The sequence below is a fragment of the Achromobacter xylosoxidans genome, from assembly GCF_014490035.1.
Classification (GTDB): domain Bacteria; phylum Pseudomonadota; class Gammaproteobacteria; order Burkholderiales; family Burkholderiaceae_B; genus Achromobacter; species Achromobacter bronchisepticus_A.
In genome coordinates, this window is the sequence record NZ_CP061008.1 from 1,691,806 (window position 1) to 1,712,643 (window position 20,838).

2 protein-coding genes (1 of these 2 only partly in view) are annotated in these 20,838 nt (G+C 67.4%); both read left to right on the top strand.

The features are described 5' to 3' along the window. A protein-coding gene (locus IAG39_RS07840; RefSeq protein ID WP_187774087.1) for a DUF4347 domain-containing protein crosses the window boundary here: on the top strand, nucleotides 1-19,019 show its 3' portion. 12,880 nt of this gene lie to the left of the window's left edge; only the last 19,019 of its 31,899 coding nucleotides appear in the window; the start codon falls outside the window, past its left edge; its stop codon occupies nucleotides 19,017-19,019. Then, nucleotides 19,012-20,835, top strand: a complete 1,824-nt coding sequence (locus tag IAG39_RS07845) for an HlyD family secretion protein (RefSeq protein ID WP_118933704.1) — start codon at nucleotides 19,012-19,014, stop codon at nucleotides 20,833-20,835. The genes IAG39_RS07840 and IAG39_RS07845 overlap by 8 nt, the downstream gene beginning before the upstream one ends. Nucleotides 20,836-20,838: the final 3 nt, after the last annotated feature.

Below are 20,838 nucleotides of genomic sequence, written 5' to 3' on the forward strand. Positions count from 1 at the left end.
GCGCGGTCAGCGTGCAGGCCGGCAGCGCCGGCGTGGCGATCGCGGTCGGCACCAGCGTCGCGGTCAACAAGGTTTTCAACACGGTGCAGGCCGAGATCCGGGGCGGGCGCATCGAGACTGGCGGCGCCAGGCTGTCGGTCAGCGCGATCCAGCAGGCCGACATCCTGTCGGTGGTGCTGGGCGCTTCGGTGGCGGTGTCGGTGGGCGATAGCGCCAACGCCGCCATTGGTGGCGGCGGCGCGCTGGCGCGCAACGTCATATCGGCCAGCGTGAAGGCGGGTATTGCCGATGCCGTCATCGATACGCGGGACGCGGGCGGGGCGCGCGGCGCGCTCGATGTGCGGGCGCTGGGCCTGTCGCAGATCGATGCGGTGGTGTTGGGCATGTCGGCGTCGGTCTCTGTCAGCCATTACGCGGCCGCTTCGGCATCCGTGGGCGTGGCCATGGCCGAGAACGTCATCGGCTACGACGTCAATAGCGCCGGCCAGGTGGTTGCGCTGGGCGCGGGCAGGCCGGTCAACGAGATCGCGGCGTCGATCGACCGCAGCGCCGTCATCGCGGGCGCGGTCACGGTGGATGCGAGCAATGTGAAATTCAAGGCCGACGGCAGCGTCGACCGGCAGCAAAGCATAGATGCCGTGGTGGTGGCGGGCGCGGTGGCGGTGTCGGTGGCCTATGCGCCGCCCATCGTCGACGGCGCCAGCCTGGCGGTCTCGGGCGCCGGCGCCGGCGCCAGGGCGGTCAACAAGATCAAGACCTCCATCACCGCCAGCATTACGGACCAGGGCCAGGCACATGCCTGGGATGCGGGAAGCGTGTCCGTTACGGCGACAGACCAGTCACGCATAGACAGCACGATCGCCGCCGTGGCGATCTCGGTGGCGGTGTCGCTGGGTGCGACCGCGTCGCTGTCGGTGGCCGTATCGCTGGCGCAGAACGAAGTCGCCAACGACACGCTGGCCAAGGTGGATGGCGTGAACTTCACCGGTGCGCCGGTCATAACCGTCAAGGCCGACAGCAAGGCCGACATCCACACCGTGGCGGTGGCGGTGTCGATCGCGGCGGGCGTCAGCCTGGGCGGGGTTTCGCTGGCGGGCGGAGGCGCCGATGCGCGCAACGTGATCGGCTCGTCCGCGGTGGCGATCATGGAAAACTCGCGCGTCAGCGGCAACGGCGCCAACGCGCTGACGATAGACGCCGACATGAGCGGCACCATCAAGGCCACGGTAGTGGTCGCCAGCGTGGCCTTCACGGCCGCGGGCGGCTCGCTGGCCATCGGTGCCTCGCTGGCCGACAACGAGATTACGCAGGCGGCGGGCGCGCGCGCCAGCCTCGCCAATACGCAGGTGTCCAACCTGGGCGCCATCAACGTCACCGCCGATACCGTGCAGACGCTGGAAGCGGTGGTGGTGGCGGGCGCGGTGGGCATCGCCTACCAGGGGCTGGCGCTGGCGGCCGCCGGGTCGTCGGCCTACAACACCTCGCGCGCCGTCACGCGCGCCGAGGTCAACGGCCTGACGCAGATCGACCCCAATGTGCGGGGCGCGGCCAGCCTGAACATCAAGGCGTCGAATAAGTCCACGCTCAAGGCGACCGCCGCGGGCGCGAGTCTGGCGGGTACCTCCCAGGGGCTGGCGCTGTCGGTCGGCGTGGCCCTGGCCAGCAACAAGGCGCTGGGCGCGGTCGAGGCGGCGCTGTCGAACTCGGTGTTGAGCGCCGGCGCAGGCGTGCAGATGACGCGGGCGACGGTTACGGCCGAAGACACGACGACGCTGGAGGCCAAGGCCATCGGCGCGTCGCTGGCGTTCGCAATGCAGGGCGGATCCCTGTCCGTGGGCGCGTCGGTGGCGCGCAACGTGGCAGCCATGAGCGTGCAGTCGTCCGTGACCGGATCGACGCTGAACGTGTCGGACGCCGTGGCGGTGTCGGCCAAGGAAACTGCGACGCTGGACGGCGTGTCGGTCGCGGCCTCGGTTGCCGCGGGCTTTGGGGGCGTGGCGGTGTCGGGAGCGGGGGCGGAGAGCACGCAGACTGTCGCCAACGACGTGGGCGGCTACATCAGCGGCTCGACGGTCACGGCGGGTACCGGCGTGTCGGTCAAGGCGGACAATACCTCCAGCATCTCGGCCGTGGCTGGCGCGGTGTCGGTCAGCGCCACGGGCGCGGGCCTGGGCGCCAGCATTGGCGTGACAATCGCCAAGAACACGTTCGGCGTCCATTCGGACGACGGCGTCAACCGCGCCAACCGGGCGCTGGCCTATATCGACAACAGCACGATCTCGGTCGCCAAGGGCAATGTGGACGTGCTGGCCACGTCCAGCGAAACGCTTACCAGCGTCAACTTCGCCGGCAGCGTGGCGGTGGCGGGCTTCGGCGGGTCGGCCGCCGGATCCGGAGTGCAGGTCAGCAACCGCTTTGCGACGGCCACCTCCGCCTATATCCAGGGCTCGGAAGCCATCGCCGGCATCATCGGCGGGGCGGGCTCGGTGAACGTGCGCGCCCAGGACAGCAGCACCATCCTGAAGTCCGGCGCCTATGGCGTCGCCGTGGCGGCGTCGCTGCCCGTGCCGGGAAATTTTGGATTGAATCTGGCCCTGGCCGTGACGCTGGTGGATAGCGTGGCGGCCAACGAGGTCAGCGCCTATATCAATACGGCCAACGGCAAGAACGTCGGCGCGCAGGATGCAGTCTCGGTCGTGGCGGTCGAGAAAACCGAATTCAAGGGTCTGGACGCGGTCACCGCCTCCGTGGCGGTCGGCGGCGGTATCGCGGCGTCGGGCGCGGGAGTGCGCGTGACCAACAACACCCGCAATGCCGTCAGCGCCCGGGTCTCGGGCGCAGGCAAGGTGGGGGCGCTGGGCAAGGTAGAGGTCAAGGCCGATACCCAGGTCCGCGCCGATATCGACCTGACGCAAGTCAGCGTGGCGGTGGGCATGGTGGGCGCGGCGATCGGCGTGGGCATTGCCGAAAACATCGCGCGCGACACGACCACGGCGACCGTGGACGCCACGACCGTCAGCGCGCCGCTGGTGGACCTGAACGCGCTGGTCAGCGTGGACTTCAGCCAGACCCAGACGGCCGGCGTAGCGGCCACCACCGGGCTGGCCGTCAACGTGAACAAGGCGCTGGTGGACATTGCCACGACGACGCTGGCCGAAGCGCGCAACGGCGCGGTCTTGCAGGGCCTGTCGGTTACCACGCCGGGCCTGGGCGAAACCCCGGGCATGGTCAATATCAATGCCCAGGGCACGTACTACGGCCGGGCCTATTCGAAGGCGATCACCGGCGGCGTGATCGGCGTGGGCGTGATGAACGCCGAAACCCGCCTGGGCGGCTCGCTCAAGGCGTCGGTGGACAATGCGACGCTGCAGGGCGCCATCATCGGCGTGACCGCGAAGGGAACCACGGAGCGCAATGGCGAGGCCGGCCTGCTGGCCGAGGCCCGTTCGCTGGAAGTGGGCGGCGTGACGGTATCGATAGACAGCGCCTCGCTGACGACCTCGCTGGACACGCGCGTACAGATCGGCAACAACGCCCGCATCGACGGCACCCTGCTGAGCATCACGGCGGACCAGGTGCAGTCCGTGGACGTCAAGATGGACGCCGGCACGATCGCGCTGGTGGCGGGACGGCAAGGCAAGATAGACGTCGATCTGGGCGGCAAGTCCGCCATCGAGATCGGCGGCGGCGCGCACGTGATCGGGAACAAGCTGGATATCCGCAGCAACAATACCGTGCGCGGCACCTCTACCCTGAGCGGCTATTCGGTCAGGGTGGCGGGCGCCGACGTCAGCAAGCACACGGTCACGATCAAGCCGGAGTCGAGCATCACCGTTACCGGCGCGCGGCAGGCCAACAGCACCCTCGATACGGCCGGCATGACCGTGGTGCAGGCGCGGGGCAATTTCGATACGCCGGGCATGCTGGACCTGGTCGCGACCAACGACATCATCTACACCCAGCGCAACAAGATCACCGGCGTGGCGGGCGTGTCGGTGACGCTGTCGACCAACAAGCTCAGCACCGACGGCGCGCTGGCCCAGGTCAAGGTGAACGGCGCGTTCCTGCGCAATGCCTTCGGCGACGTGGTCATGGCCGCCAACACGCGCGGCGTGACGACCACGATCAGCGATCTGCTGGTGGTTTCCGTGTCCAGCTTCAGCAAGTCGGACAGCAACAACAATCTGACGGTGCGCAACGCCATCCAGATCGACAACGCCTCGATCGAAGGCGACAACATCCTGGCGCTGGCGGGCAACGGCAAGGCGACCGATCCTTTGTCGACCGGTTATCTGCTGGCCAACGACAACGTGTCGTTCACCCTGGTGGGCATCGCCCAGGTGCCGGCGGTGGACAGCGGCGCCAAGGCGCGCCAGATCAACACCGTGCTGATCGACGGTGTGGCGGCCAACGGTTCGGTGCTCAAGGCGCAGCGCAACGTGCGGCTGGAGACCAATCCGTCGAAGCTGGACCAGGCGCGCGTGAACGGTTCGGTGCAGGTGATCGGCCTGAACCTGAATCCCACGGTCAAGCTGGCCGAGGGCGTGGTGGATACCACGTCGAGCAAGGTGGCCACGGGCGCCGCCACGCGCATCATCGCGGGCGTGAACAATGCGGCCAACCTGTTCGTCATCCCGGCCGAACTGCTGGAGGAACTGGGCTACACCAGCGCCACGCTGCCCGCTGCGGGGGCGCCGCTGCGGTTCGACTCGAATTCGCCCGCGGTCAGGGCGATCCTGGAGAAGCTGCTGGGCGCGGGCAAGACCAGCCTGGACGGAGCGCCAGGCACGGTCAACATCGACGTGCGCTATGAACTGACCGCGTTCAGCGCCAGCGACATCAAGGTCAACGTCACGGCCGGGATGATCATTGAGCACAACGGCAGCTACTACCGCTACAACAGTCCCAACAGCCGCGACCTGGACCTGGCGGCGGAGGACTACGCCAACAGCAGCTATTGGATGTACTTGAGCAATCCGACGGCCGCCCAGGTCGGCGATGCCATGAAGTCGAACTTCGGGAGCTTTGCCGCCGGTAACGTCGGCAAGCTGTACTTCGTACTGAAGACGGTGGACATTGCCCAGCCTACGCTGCGCTATGCCAGCCAGCAGAACGTCATCAGCGAGCAGATCCGCACGTTGACGCGGATGCAGGCCGAGCATGCGTCGAATCCGCAGGCCGTGGCGCGCTATCAGGCCAATATCGCCGCCTTGCAGCAGCAGCTGCAAAGCATCCAGATGGGCGTGAAGCTGCAGAATGGCCAGATCCGCTACCTGGATTCCTTCAGTACCTTCTTCATCGACATGCCGGACATGTACGCGTCCGGCGGCTCGGTCTATGTGAACGCGACCGATACCGGCGGCGTGTACCGGTCGGGCATCGATGCCCGCGCCAACACCCAGATCAATATCGTCAACGATTCGCCGATGCTGATGAACGTCCGGGACGCGGTGGTGCTGGACGGCACCATCATCCGCCCGGGATCCGACGGCCAGCTCAAGGTCTTCAAGACCGGACACCTGTACGTCAACGACGTGTCCGTGAAGGGCGCGTCGGGCGCCGACACGGCCGAGGTCAGCATCAGCCAGATCAAGAACGGCTGGGCCGCGGACCCGTTCGGCGGCGCCTTGAACGACCCAGACGATCCGACCAACAGCGTGGCGAAGATGATTGCGAACGCGCCGGTCGACCTGAGCCTGATGGGCGCGGTGGTCAACCCGCTGGGCAAGGTGTCGGTGATCAACGCGCTGGGCAGCATCAATGTGTCGGGAACCATCCAGGCGCTCAGCCTGGACATCGTGGCCAAGGGCAACTTCAGCCTGCAGAGCGAGGGCTGGTACAACTCGGGCGCCGATCCCACCTTCCTGAACGACAAGTGGCAGAACGTCATCAACGCGCTGAAGAACAGCGGCACCAGCACCGGCATCGACGACACGATGCAGAACGTGCTGCTGAAGTGGGGCTATACCAAGCTTGAGCCTTTCTCGAAATACCTGAACGACAACCCGGCGGCGCGGGATTCGCGCATTTTCGCCCTGGGCGCGATCAGCATTTCGGCCTTGACGCTGAACATCGACGGCAAGATCCAGAGCGGCGTCACGGATGCCTACATCAAGATCGACAGCTCTTTCCGCGGCGATCAGGACAAGGCCTTGCAGGATGGCAACGGCTACGCCATCAACGGCGTGTCGTTCAGCGCGGACGGTTCCCTGAACCGCTATGGCGCCATCACGGGCCGTTTCGATTACGCCACGCAGACCATCATCCTGGATCCGGTCAGGCTGGCGGGCGGCAGCATTTCGCTGACCGGGCAGATCGTGTCGGTGGGCAACGGCAACCTGGTCGTGGCCAACGGCTACGCCTCGGTCCATATCGACAACCAGACCACCTACGCGCTGGTGACGCACGATATCGACGTCAGCACCTATCGCCGCGGCCGCATCGAAATCATCGATACGTCGCGCGGGCAGAAGGACTTGTATGAACTGCAGGGCCTGAACAATGTCGTGCACACGGTCTGGAACAAGTTCGTGCAGGTCACGCCGGACCCGGCGGATCCGCTGGCGCTGAGCTGGATCTGGGTCTACGAGAACGCCGCCGGCCAGCGCGATGCTGGCGGATTGAGCAATTCCGCCGGCACGCTGCAGGACGGCCGCACGCTGACCCTTTCATACAAGCCGCAGACCGGCCAGATGATGGTGTGGGTCATGGGCTGGACCTCGGGAGAGACCACCACCACGGTCTACACCACCAAGCGCTTCAACCTGTTCGGGGATTGGGATCCGCTGGGCTGGCTGACCGACAACGACACCACCAAGTCCGGCCCCGTGACGGTCTACGAGACGCCGCGCCCGGTGCTGGTATCCACGGTGCTTGCCTACGACGGCATCAATTCGGTGCCGGATGCGCTCAAGCAGCAGCTGGCGGCCAGCGGCAAGCTGAACGAAGCGCTGCTGCCGTCCACGATCGAGGGCAGCGGCACGCAGAGCCTGGTCGAGGACGCCAACGGCGACATAGTCGGCCCCGACGGCAAGCACTACCGCCTGGAATCGTCGGGCGGCACGGCGCTGGACACGTCCGCGTTCAGCGTGGCCTACCGCAAGTTCAATACCGGCGTGATCGTGCGCAACGACGGCCCGCACACCAGCGGGGGCGGCTGGCTGCGCACCAAGACCACCACGCTCACGCAAGTGGTCGAGAAGAAGCAGCAGGAGCTGTTCACCTTCTATGTGCCGGCATCGCAGGAGATCACGCTGAGCTTCATGGGCTCCAGCAACAGCGATAACGCCATCTACATCCGCAGCAACGGCAACGTGACGCTGGCTGGCAACCTGATCGTCGGCAATGGCAAGACCGTGCGTATCGAGGCCGTGTCGGCCTCCACGCCGACCTCCATCACGATGCAGGGCGAGGTTGGCATCATGGCGCGCGATGCCAACGGCCAGATGCCGTCCGGCGCATCCGCCGTGGTCAATGTCGACGCCATCGCGCTGGGTGGCGCGATCAACCTGAACATCATGGGTTCCAGCGGCTACACCCGGGCCGAGGCGCGCAACGACATCCGCCTGAACTACTTCTCGGATGGCGGCGCCAGCTCCTGGGCTTCCTTGAAGAAGGTCGCCTCGTCCGCTGGCACGGTCTACATCGAAGCGCTCAACGGCATCTTCAGCCACGCGTCCGCGGGCAACGACACGGTGGTCTCGGGCAACCGGATCGAGTTGAACGCCGGCTACGGCGCCATTGGCACGGCATCCAAGGCGCTGGTCATCCATGCGCGCCAGGGCTTCGCGGCCCAGGCGGGCCTGGCGGGCGGACCCGCCGGCGCCGACAAGAGCATCTATCTGGCGCAGAACGTCCTGAACGCCGACCTGACCCTGGTCAAGCCGGTGAATTGGAGCAACCCGCAGGCCGCCGTGTACGCGGAATTGGGTGGCGTGCACATCAGCCTGAACGGCGGTTCGCTGCTGGACGGCGAACTGGCGGACACGCGCACCGCGACGGAAAAGGCCTACCCCACGGTCACGGCCAAGATCCTGGCTGAACTGAGCGCGCAGCTGGCGCAGTACGACAGTTATTGGTCGGGAGTGCGCTCGCTGCAAACCGCCACCGTGACGCTGGGCGGCGCGGGCACCTACCTGAGCACGCAGGCCGAGGGCGGCCAGTACCTGGCTATCGGCATGACGGCCGATGAGTATGCCGCGGTCTTGCAGGCGGCGGTCGACGGCCATCGCCTGGTGCGCCTGGCGTACAACAACAGCCTGAACGGCAACGCCCGCACCGAGATCCTGGGATATCTGGGGCTGGTGGCGGGTAGCGGCGCGAATGGCGTCTATCGGTTCAGCTTCACGCTGTACGATCCGTCCAACCCGGGCGCGGGCCCGGTGTCGCTGGCCTCGCTGGGCTATACCGCCGGCAGCCAGGGCGTGCTGTACGGACCGTCGTATGCGCTTGCGGGCGCAACGGAGCAGTCCAACGCCAATCTGCCGATCAGCTTCACGCTGCCCACGGGTGCCCTGACCACGCAGCAGGGTTCCGATACGCTGCGCCTGCAGCTCACCGCCGATCAGATGACGCAGTTCGCCGCCAAGGCGGATCCGTCCATCGTCGACTACGCCCAGCGCGTGCTGGCGGGAATGCGCAGCTACACCAGCATACTGGTGGGCGGGCAGGTGCTGGCGATCGATCAGATCCTGCCCACGGAATCGTGGTGGGGGTCGAACAGCTTCGATACCGTCCTCATCCGGCTCAAGTCGCCGTATGTGGGCGATCTGACCACCGCCGATCCCAATGGCCATCGCGAACTGAACATCGTGCTGAGCAATGGCGCCGATACGGCCGGGGCCGCCAGTTACACCGGAACCACCGACACGGTGCGGCCCGCTGTGCCGGCCGCGGGCGCCGTGGGCACGCCGCAAGCGGGCGATCAGGACATCAGCTCGGCCATCGTCAACGCGATCCTGCAGCACAACCTGGCGAACCCGAACGACCAGATCGCCACGGGCGCGGGCTCGCTGTACGCGAACCTGACCTCCACCGCGCCGAATAGCGCATGGTCCGTCATCGAACGCTCCGTTGTCTCCAATCAGCTGCTGCTTTCCGGCACGCAGCTGGGCTGGAGCATGCCAGGCGGCGTCTCCTCGGTGGCAGCCTACAACCAGTGGATGAACAATGCCGGCAACGGGCTGATCGGCAGCGAGATCACCTTCACGATAGACGGCGTGAGCTACACGCGCCGCATCGAGTCCCTGAGCCTGGTCCAGGCGGACGGCTCGCCCGCCACCAGCCTGTACAACTCGCAGAACCACGTGTCCGTGACTTTCTCGGGCGCGGCGGTGGAGACGAAGAACTATTACATCCGCAACGGCGCGGGTACGGTGGTCTCGACCCGCTTGCCGACGGAACTGGCATACGGCTTGACCGGCCTGGGCAAGGGCGCGAGTTCGGGCGCGGCTACGCTGGCCGTGGCCTACACGGTGCAGCGCGGCTTCGGCGCGTCGGCGCTCAAGCAGGGCGTGCTGACGTCGGATATCCCCACGTCCTACTGGGGCTGGTACGGCAGCAACCTGTTGCCCTTCCACACCTACACGGAGAAGTCGGGCGTCGGCGCGGGCTACGCCGAGTACGTGGACATGGGCAACAGCTTCAGCTGGGATCTGACCGGCGCGGGCTTGAGCGACAGCGCGCGCACGCAGCTGGCCAACAGCATCAAGGCGCTGTTGCAGAGCGGGCAATCGATCTCGCTGGCGGGCCTGGAGCTGTACATGACGAACCAGAACGGCGCCTTGCAGGGCCATGAGCTGGGCGTCTACGACAACGGCACGCTGCACATCCTGACCATCGTCGATGCCAACGGCAATCCGCTGACGGCCGCCAGCTCCGACAGCGACTGGCTGACCGGCCGCATCACCTTCAGCGGCAAGGTCTACGCGCAGAAGTCGCAATTGATGGACCTGGACGTCTACAAGAACACCAACGTCCACGACCCGGTTGCCACCGGCGCCTATACGCCGACCTTGCAGGGCAAGACCGTCAACGCCGGCATCCGCCTGGTCGACTCGGGCTTCGCGCAACAGTCCCTGACGCAGTTCGGCGTGGCCACGCTGACATTGCCGGGCACCGACCGCCTGGTGCAGGGCCAGCGCATCGAGCTGAGCTTCGCGAATTCGACGCAGACGGTCATCTATTACGTGCAAAGCGTGAACGGCCGCGTGGTGACCCTGTCCGACAGCGTGGACGGCGCCTTCAATGGCGGCGACCCCGTCACCGTCGGCAAAATCCTTGCGCTCGCGGGCAATTCTCCTGGAGCGGTCACCGTCAGGCTGCTGGACGCAGCCGCCAGCGGCGCTTCGGTACAGGCCGACAACGTCATTACGCTGACCGACATGAACATCGTGCCGGTCACTGACGCCAGCGGCCAGGTGACGGGCTATCGCGCCTTGCAGGACTTCGACCGCGTGTACCTGAACGACGTGCGCCTGCAGACGGGCAAGGTGTCCAGCCTGCAGACCAACGTGGCCTACTACGTGCTGGTCGGCGCCAACAATACGATCCAGCTGTTCGCCTCCAAGGAACAGGCGGTGCTGTACCAGCAGATCCAGGCGCTGAACCAGACGGCGGAGGGACAGGCGCTGGCCAAGGCGCTGTTCACGGATGCCGGCATCACCGGCGAACTGCTGCGCGGCTTCGCGGCGGCGGACGTGCGCGGCATGTTCACCGTCTCCACGCACCTGTTCCAGACGCAGGCGGCGGGCTCCACCGAAGGCTTGAGCGCCCAGCTGCAAGCGTTGCATGAACAGTTGCGCAACCAGGGCTTCGACCCCAACTACCTGCCGGCCGCGCTGGACATCGCCGCTGCCAAGGACCTGGTCAAGTCGACGCGCAACCAGGTCGTCTACGACTACGTGGTCGACAAGGAATTGGCGCAGACGGCCGAGTATCACAACTACTGGCGCGATAGGCTGGAATCCGTTGCCGGAACCGCGGTGTCCGGATTGACGGCCGTGGCCGATGGCAGTTTCAAGCTGGCCGACATGAACATCGTCGACGACGGCAGCGGGCAATTGCGCGCCTTGCGCACCGGCGACGAGATCTACTTCCGGCACTCCGTGGGCGACGTGCGGGCCGATACGGCCTACTACGCCATCGTCGGCGCGGACGGCACGATCCGGTTGGCGGCATCGCTGGCCGACGCCATGCTCTACCAGACCGGCGCAGGGCAGAATGACGGCTTGCTGGCCCTGTACCCGAACCTGGGCCAGGCCATCACGCTGACGTTCGACGCGTCCAGCCTGAATGGGGCAGGGGTGGAGGCGTATACGCGCGTCTACTCGGTGCGCGCCGACGCGCCGCCGCAGACCGCGCAGGAGATCGCCCTGTACGGCCAGACCTATGATGCGGGCCATTTCTTCTACTTCTCGACGGCGACGCTGCGCAATATCGAGAACAACCTGCTGTATCCGGTGTCGGCGGCCATCAACGAACAGGTCTTCGACCTGGAGGTCAGCGGCGAGGGCGCGCCGCCCGCCGACCGCTTCCTGAACGTGAAGGCGGGCGCGGACATCGTGCTGCGAACTTCCGGCCAGGGCTCGATCGGCGCCGAACTCGGCGACTACACCTTGCAGTTGCCCAACCTGGGCGGACTGTCGGAAGCCGACCGAGCCAACGTGTTCGACTCGCTGCCGGAGGCCGACAAGGCCATCCTGTCGCGCGCCAACGCGGTCAACCTGGCGGGCGTATACCACACGCTTTACCGCTACATCGGCCCGGCCGGCACCATGCCGCTGGACCGCGCCAGCGTCGATTTCTCCGATACGTCGCTGTGGCAGCGCTTTGAACCGCTGTTCTCCAACGATGCCTCGTTGATGCTGGGCAGGACGCTGGCGGCCAACAGCGCCGTGCAGTTCCTGTTTGCCGAGCGTTTCGACCTGTACCAGAACAGCCGCGACGTCTTCATCTACAACAGCAAGATGCTGGAAGGCGCAACGGCGGGCCAGCGCAGCCAGCTGCAGGCCAATATCGATGCCGCGCGCGCCAGCGGCGTGCAGGTGGTGGATATCGGCAGCGGCTTCCTGGATCCGGTCTGGAGCCAGATCAGCGTGCCGTACATGGCGCAGGATGGCGCCAGCCCGCAGGCGCTGAGCACCGGCATGCTGGTGGGCGATATGCGCGACCCGCGCTATCTGACGCTGAAATTGACGCGCTCGCTCGCGGTGCAGGCTGTCAACGGCGTGGTGTCCGCATACAGCGACACCACGGTGGGCCTGGACTCGCCGCAGGGCAGCATCCGCCTGGGCGACATCCATGCCAAGGAAGGCATCACCATCACGGTCAGCGCGCAGGGCGGCTCCATCATCGGCACCGACGCCGGCACGCTGGAGAGCGCCGGCCAGGTCAGCCTGGTGGCGGACAAGGACGTCGTGGGCAGCACGCGCGACGCCAACGGCATCTATCAATACGATGGCGCCAAGCACCTGCAGCTGAATCTCGCCGCGGGCCATTCCCTGTACGTGGAAGCGGGCGGCGTGGCGCGGGTGTCGCAGGTGGGCGCGCAGGACCTGAACCTGGTCCTGGCGCACACCAAGGGCACGGCGGCAGGAGGTTCGTCCTACCAGGCGGACGCCAATCTGCTGGTCGGCCAGGTGGTGTCGGCCGGCAGCGTGACGCTGCAGGCGGGGCAATCGATCCTGAACGCCACGGCCCAAGGGCAGCGGCAGTATGCGAACGTGGTGCTGTCGGATCTGGGCGCGGCGGACCTCGCCGCCTTGGGTTACACGCGGGAGGTGGTCTTGATCGCCGGCCAGTCCGTGGGCCAGTTGGGCGCGGACCTGTCGCAGCAGGGCACGCCGCTGCTGATCAGCATCTCGCAGGGCGACGAGCAGGCGGTGGTGCGCGCCTCGGCGGCGCAAGGCGTCAATCTGTACGGCATGCACAGCCTGCGCCTGGGCGGCATCGACGTGGTCGATGCCAACGGGGTCCGCGGGGATGCGCGCATCTATGCGCTGGATTCGATCCTGAACGGCACGCCGTCCGGCCAGGCCGCCATCACGGCGCGCAACGTGTGGCTGGAAACCCTGTCCGGCACGATAGGCGGGCTGGGCTCGCCGCTGTTGACGGACCTGTCCGGCCATCTGGTGGCCTCGGCTCAAGGCTCGATATCGCTCAGTCAGTTGGGCGTCCATGACTTGACGCTGTCTCGTGTGGAGTCGCGCTCGCGCGATGAGGTGCATCTGGCCAGCCAGGCCAGCATCGTCAACGACAAGACGGCGCATCCGGGAGTTTCCAGCGGCCGGACGGACGCGGTCGTGACGGGCGGCAGCCTGTACTTCACGGCGGGCGGCTCGGTTGGCGGCTATGCGCAGTCCGACGTCGCCGGCGTGCAGGTCAACGATGCCCTGATCGTGGCGGCAGTCGGGCCGCAGGCGACGATCAACGCCCTGGCGGGCGGCGACGTGGCGTTGGTGCAGGCGGGTGCTGCCACTGACGCGCAAGGCGTGTCGCAGGCGTTGTCCATGAACATCGGCCGCATCGAGGCGAACAACGCATGGCTGGTGGCGCGCCACGAAGCCGGACAGACGGCGGCCTCGGGCGACATCGTCCTGGCGGCGGACTCCGTGATCAGCGTCATGGGCGCGCTCAGTCTGCTGGCGGGCAACAACCTGTCGGTGGCGGGCCGCAGCGGCCTCATGCCGGGCGCGCTGATCCAGGCGGGCCAGCGTATGAATCTGCGCGTGGACCGCGATGACCGTGGCCAGGCGGGCTACGGCAAAGCCGCGGTGGCGGACATCAATGGCCGCCTGCTGGCGCCGCAGGTGTATGTCTACGGCAGTGCAACGGGCGACAACGCCATCACGTTCGGCGCCAGCGCCGAGATCGGCGGCGGGGTGGATGGCAATGGGGCCTTGGTCCAAGGCCTTTTGCTGGACGTCACCGGCGGTTCTGGCCGGGACCGCGTAACGCTGCGGGCGCAGTTGATCGACCAGCAGGACACCGTCGTGCGTACCCTGGACGGCGACGACGCGGTGGTGTTCGATGCATCCGATCTGCGCGGCAACGCCCTGGTGCAGACTGGGTTGGGCGACGATGCGGTGTCTGTGTTGAATACGCGGATCGCGGGCGCGTTGACCGTGCTGGCAGACGAAGGCGACAACACGGTGCTGCTGGAAGCGGCAGCCGTGGGCGGCGATACCGTCATCACGACCGGTTCTGGTTTTGATCAGATCACCGTGCTGGCCAGCGGCTTGGCCGGCGCACTGACGGTGGACGCAGGCGATGGCGGCAACGTCGTTGTGCTGGACCGCGCGACCGTGGGCGGTAACACCGTCATTACGACCGGTTCCAGCGTCGACCAGATCACCGTGCTGGCCAGCGGTCTGGCCGGCGCACTGACGGTGGACGCAGGCGATGGCGGCAACATCGTTCTGCTGGACCGCGCGACCGTGGGCGGCGATACCGTCATCACGACCGGTTCCGGCGTCGACCAGATCACCGTGCTGGCCAGCGGCTTGACCGGCGCACTGACGGTGGACGCAGGCGATGGCGGCAACATCGTTTTGCTGGAGCGCGCGACCGTGGGCGGCAATACCGTCATCACGACCGGTTCCGGCGTCGACCAGATCACCGTCCTCGCCAGCGGTTTAGCCGGCGCACTGACGGTGGAGGCAGGCGATGGCGGCAACGTCGTTGTACTGGACCGCGCGACCGTGGGCGGCGATACCGTCATCACGACCGGTTCTGGTTTTGATCAGATCACCGTGCTGGCCAGCGGCTTGGCCGGCGCACTGACGGTGGACGCAGGCGAGGGCGGCAACATCGTTGTGCTGGACCGCGCGACCGTGGGCGGCAATACCATCATCACGACCGGTTCCGGTGCCGACCTGATTACCCTATCGGAGTCGGATTTCCTCGGCCATCTGGCCGTGGATGCCGGCGCGGGCGACGACAAGATCTGGATGTCCCGCATCCTGCTGGCGCGGGGCGCCACCGTGCAGGGCGGAGAGGGCGACGACTACATCTACCTGTCGGCGCGCGCGCTGGCGGGCGGGATTTCGCTGCGCGGCAACGACGGCAACGATCTCATCGTGCTGGATCAACTGCCTTCCTTGACCAGCCAGCAAGGCTCGCCAGGCGCGACGGACCGGGTGGACGTGGATGGGGGCCGCGGCGCCGATCACATCGTCGTGAACCTGAACGCGGCGCTGACCTCCATCATCGTCAACGTTCACGATTCCGACGACCACGGCCGCGAAAATCTGGCCGACGTCAACAAGCTGACTATCAACGGCACGACGCAGGACGAGAGCTTCCTGGTCCGCGCCAACCATGTCGCCAAGATCACGCCGCAAGGCGCGGGCTATGCCGATTCGGTCCAGCGCGTGAACTACGACCGCAGCATGACGGGCGGACTGCGCCTGAATGCGGTGGATGGCGGCAACCGCTTCTATATCGACGACACCGGCACCCACGTGGTCATCGACGGCGGCCTGGGCAGCGATCCGGCCAAGCACAACGAGTACCAGGTAGGGCAGCTGTACGCGCTGGACCGCCAACTGCCGCAAGTGGCTGCCGGCGACCAGATCGGCACGGTGCTGACGACGCAGGGCTATCTGTCGCGCGGCAACAGCTACGGCATGACGCTGTACGGCGCCGAGAACAGCAGCAACGTGTTCCGCGTCTACAGCAACGCCGCGCCGCTGGCCCTGCATGGCGGCAAGCGCGACGACGAGTTCATGGTCTATGCCTTCAAGCAAGCGCAGGCGCAGGCGGACGGCGGGCGCGGCTATGTCGTGAACGGGCCGGTTGCCATCGACGGCGGTGCGGGCCTGAATACCTACACCATGCTGGGTTCCGAGGACGCCGACGCGTTTGCGCTGACGCAGGAAGGCATACGCGGCGCGGGGCTGAACACCAGCTACCAGAACATCCAGCGCGTCAATCTGGATGCGCGCGAAGGCAATGACCACATCTACGTGTTGTCGACTCGCAGCAACGTCATCACGACCCTGATCGGCGGCAGCGGCAGCGATACCTTCGATCTGTCGGGAGATGTGGCGGGCAATACCATCGTCACGGGTCGCGACGGTTCGCGCGACGTGTTCGATGGCGCGCAGCCGGTCAGCATCACGGCGCAGCCGGGCGAACTGGACGCCGATGGCGGCAATACCCTGTCGTTGTCGGTGAGCCTGGACGCCAGCGTGCTGCCGCGTCCGGCATCCGGCCAGGCCTACGTTTCCCTGAGCAGCGCCATGGTGGCATCCGCGCTGTACGGGTCGGTGTCGCAGGGCGCGGGCCTGTCTTCTGCGGATGCGCTGGCTGCGGCCATGCAAGGTCTGCAAGGGCGCGGCGTGCTGCTGTCGACCGACGGCGGCCAGACCTGGCATCAGAGCGTGGTGCTGGCCTTCGACGCCAATGGCACAGGCGCGCACGCCTGGGGCGTGGCGCAGCAAGTGTTGATCAAGGTCGAGGGCGGAGCCGGCGTCGGCCTGCCGCCAGTGAGCTTGGCCGGCCTGGACCTGCATCTGTCGGCCTCGCTCTTCACCACCCTGCCGGGGTTGCAGGATGTGGCGCTGCCGCCCATCCTGGTGCGCGTGGCGGATCCGGCCTATGCCGGCGCGGCCAACGAGCCGGGCAAGGTCCGCAGCCCGCGGGCCACCGATCAGCCCGTCATTACGGTGGATCCGGCCACGGGCGTCAGCTACGCCAACTATGGCGATCAGCCGCACGACGTATCGGGCATCCAGGGCAGCTTGCTGATTGAAGGCGCAACCTTGGACCGCCCGGGCTACGACAGTGCGTTGCACGCGGGTGTGGGCCTGCCGAGCGAGTCGGATGGCGTCCTGGGCGCGCGCGATCAGGGGGCGGTCTCGACGGCGCCCGTCAATGACCGCATTCGGATCTTCGACGACGGCGCCACGGCGGGCAAGACCGGCATGCAGGACCAGGTGGACAACCTGAGCGGACTGGGCCGTCTGTACGGCAACGCGCAGGCGGCCGATTTCGGCCGCATCACCGGGCTGGGCATGACGCCGGGACTGGGCGGCGCGGGCGGCACGGTGTCGCTGTCCGGCCAGGCCGGCACTCACGTGTACGACCGCGGCGTCATTTTCCATGGCGTGCAGTCGGTCAACACCATGCTGGGCCAGGGCGACGACACCTACACGGTGCGTCACGCCACGGTCGGCACGGTGACGCTGGTGCAGGGCGGCGGCGGCAACAATCTGCTGGTGGCCGAGGGCGGCACGGTGGGCGGCGCCGACCGTCCGGTGCTGCTGTTCGGCTCGACCAGCCAGGACGACGCCTATTACACCGCGCTGCCAGGCCAGCGCCAGGCGGGCCAGGCGCTGCATTTCGGCGCGGCCGGCAACAACGTGCTGGATGCGCGCACGACCACGCAGGGTGTCATCCTGTACGGCGGCGCGGGCAATGACCGCATCCTGGGCGGCCTGGGCAACGACCTGATCGCGGGCGGCGGCGGCAGCAATGTCATCGACGCGGGCCAGGGCAACAACATCGTGTTCGGCAATGCCGGCATGAACATAGACCTGGGCGCGCCGATGGACATGGGCGCCGCGGCGCGGGCGGATCTGCAATCGCTGGCGGCGCTGACCTTGGTGCTGACGCCGCAGCAGGCCGCAGGCCTGGCCGTGGGCGGGTCGGCGGACAGGCTGGCGGCAGGCGGCAACACGATCATGGCAGGCGACGGCAACAACATCGTGTTCGCCAACTTTGGCCGCATCGTGACCGTGGACCCGGTGAACTACCTGCGCGACCGCGGCGACTTCATCGATACGGCGGCGCCGGGCGCCGGTGCGCGCTATCTGGCGGGCGCCGGACTGCGGATGCTGGAGACGATCAACCTGCCGGCGGGCGGGCTGAATACCATCACCGTGGGCGCGGGCCGCAATGCCTTGTTCGGCGGCATGGGCGAGGACGTCATCCGCGCGACGGGCGCAGGCGGCTTCAATCTGATCGCCGGTGACGGCGCGCGGGCGCTGTACACCGCCGCCGGGCGCATCGCCATGTTCGAAACCTCGTACCCGTCGACGGGCGGCCGGGACAGCCTCTACAACAATGGCGAGGGCGTGATGCTGGGCGGGATGGGCGCGGACCAGCTGGAAAGCGGCGCGGGCAACAACGTCATGCTGGGCGACAACGGCCGCGTGGCCTTCGTCAACGACCGCGTCAGCCTGATCGAAACCACCGATATCGCTTTCGGCGGCGACGACATCCTGCTGGCGGGGACCGGCAGCAACTACATGCTGGGCGGCCTGGGCGCCGACAAGTTCCGCGGCGACTTCTCCAAGGATGTGATGGTGGGCGACTTCGCGGCGATCTACATCGACCCGGCGAGCGGCCGCGTCATCAACCTGACCCGCTTCGGCCAGGGCGGCAATACACCCGACCTGATCACGCGCGCCATGGAGAACCTGTTCTCCTGGAACGGCAACTTTGGCGATTGGCCGCGGCCCGCGTTCGGTGCGCTGGCCGGCTGGGGAGCGGCGGATGGCCAGACGGATGCGCAGGGGCAGGCTTTGGCCGCCCGCGTCAGCCTGGGCGTGGCTCGGCCCGACATCGTAATCGAGCGCCACGACGGCGGGCTTTCCGATTATGCTTCGTCGGCCGCGCCGCACCAGGTGTCGATGCGCACGGATCAGACGGTGCAGGACGGGGGCCAAGGCTATGCCGGCGGCGCCCAGGCTGCGTCGCCGACGTCGGCGCCGGTCGAGGATGCCGTGCCGCCGGACGCGGCGCCGGCAGCCGAGGGCGCGGCGCAAACCGGGCAGCCGGACGCCAGGGCGGATGCGCAAGCGCCGCTGTCCGGTTCATCAGCGGCCGAGCGGGCGGCGCTGGCCGCAGGCGTGGGCTTGCTGGGCTTGAGCGGGGCGTTGGGCGCGGCCTCCAAGGGTACGGTCGTGTTCAATTCGAAGACCAACACGTGGGAACCCAAGGCAGCCCGCAAGCGCGGACTGAGCGTGCGCCGCCGGGAACCCGAGCTGACGGAGACTGGAAGCGAGGATGAATGATGCAGTCGTGCCCGCGCAGGTGAAGCGCGCGGACCTGGCCTGGTGGTCGGCGCTGTCGGCCGCCAGCGACCGCCAGTCCTTCCTGGACGCCTGGCTGGCCTTGCAGGCCGGCCAGTTGACGGGTGTGCGTCATGCGGCGCTGATCCTGGGTGAACCGGATGCCGGCCCCTTCGAGGCGGCGTCCCAGTACCCGCCGGGCAGCCGGGCCGGCGCGGCGTTCTATGGCGCAGTCGACGAATCGCTGCAGGGACGGGAGGTCGCGGTGTCGGCCGACGCGCTCGGACTGGTGGTTGCCTATCCCATCGTGCTCGATGGACGCATCCATGGCGTGGCCGCATTCGAGACCGCCATGCAGGCGCCTGAGCCGCTGGTGCAGGCGTTGCGCTGGGGCGCGGGCGTGCTGGAGCTCGGGCTGTTGCAGCGGCAGGAAGCCGACAGCGCGCAGACGGTCGAGCGGCTGATGGTGGTGATCAACAGCGTGGCGCGAGCGCTCAAGGAAGGGCAGTTCAAGGATGTGGCGCTGACGCTGGTCACGGACCTGGCGACCCGCCTGGAGTGCGACCGCGTCAGCATCGGCTTTCGGCAGGACGGCCGCTCCAAGGTGTATGCGCTGTCGCACAGCAGCCGGCTGGTGCAGAACATGAATCTGATGCGCGCCGTGGCCGAGGCCATGGACGAGGCCATCGACCAGAACACCACGCTGTGCTTGCCGCAAGACGAAGCGCGCACCATCCAGCTGCGCGCGCATCAGAAGCTGGCGCGCGAGTTTGGCAACGGCAATGTGCTGACCGTGCCGTTCGCGCCCGAGGACGAGGCGCGCGGCGCCCTGGTGTTCGAACGGCCTGACAAGCAGCCCTTCGACCGGCAAAGCGTCGAGCTATGCCAGAGCGTGGTGCTGCTGGCCGGCCGCGTGCTGTACCAGCGCCTGCGGCAGGAGCGCCCCTTCTGGCGCAAGTGGCGCGATGGCGCGCTGCGCGAAGCGGGCCGTCTGCTGGGACCGCGCTACATCGGGCGGAAATTGGCCGCGCTGGCGCTGGTGACCGTTGTAGCGCTGGGCGTGTTTGCGCACGGGCCGTACCGCATCAGCGCGACCGCCACCGTGCAGGGCGTGGTGCAGCGCGTGCTGGCGGCCCCGTTCGACGGCTACATCAGCGATGCGACGCGCCGCGCTGGCGACGAGGTGAAGCAGGGCGACGCCCTGGCCGCCCTGGACACGCGCGAAACCGAGCTGGAGCTGCTGCGCGCGGGCAATCTGGAGGTGCAGTACCGCCGCCAGGCCGAAGAAGCCTCGGCGCGCGGCGATAGCGCGGCGGCCGCGATTGCGCAGGCGCAGGCGCGCCAGGCCATGGCGCAGATGCAGTTCCATCGTGAACAGATCCAGCGTTCGACGCTGCGCGCACCGTTCGACGGCACGATAGTCAGCGGCGACCTGAGCCAACAGTTGGGCGAAGCCGTCAAGCGCGGGCAGGAGCTGTTCAAGCTGTCGCCGCCGGACGGCTACCGGCTGTGGCTCGACGTGGAAGACCGGCTGATCGATGACGTGGCAGTTGGCCAGACGGGGCGGGTGGCTCTTGCCGCCATGCCCGACCGCCAGATTCCTTTCACGGTCACGCGCATCGTGCCGCTGGCCCAGGTGCAGGAGGGCAAGACGGTGTTCCGGCTGGAGGCCAGCCTGGATGAGAAGGCGGCGCCCGCGCTGCGGCCAGGCATGGAAGGCGTGGGCCGCATCGATATCGACGAGCGCCGCTACGCCTGGATCTGGACGCACGGGTTTTTCGATTGGCTCCACCTGAAATGGTGGGCCTGGTTCGGCTGAAGA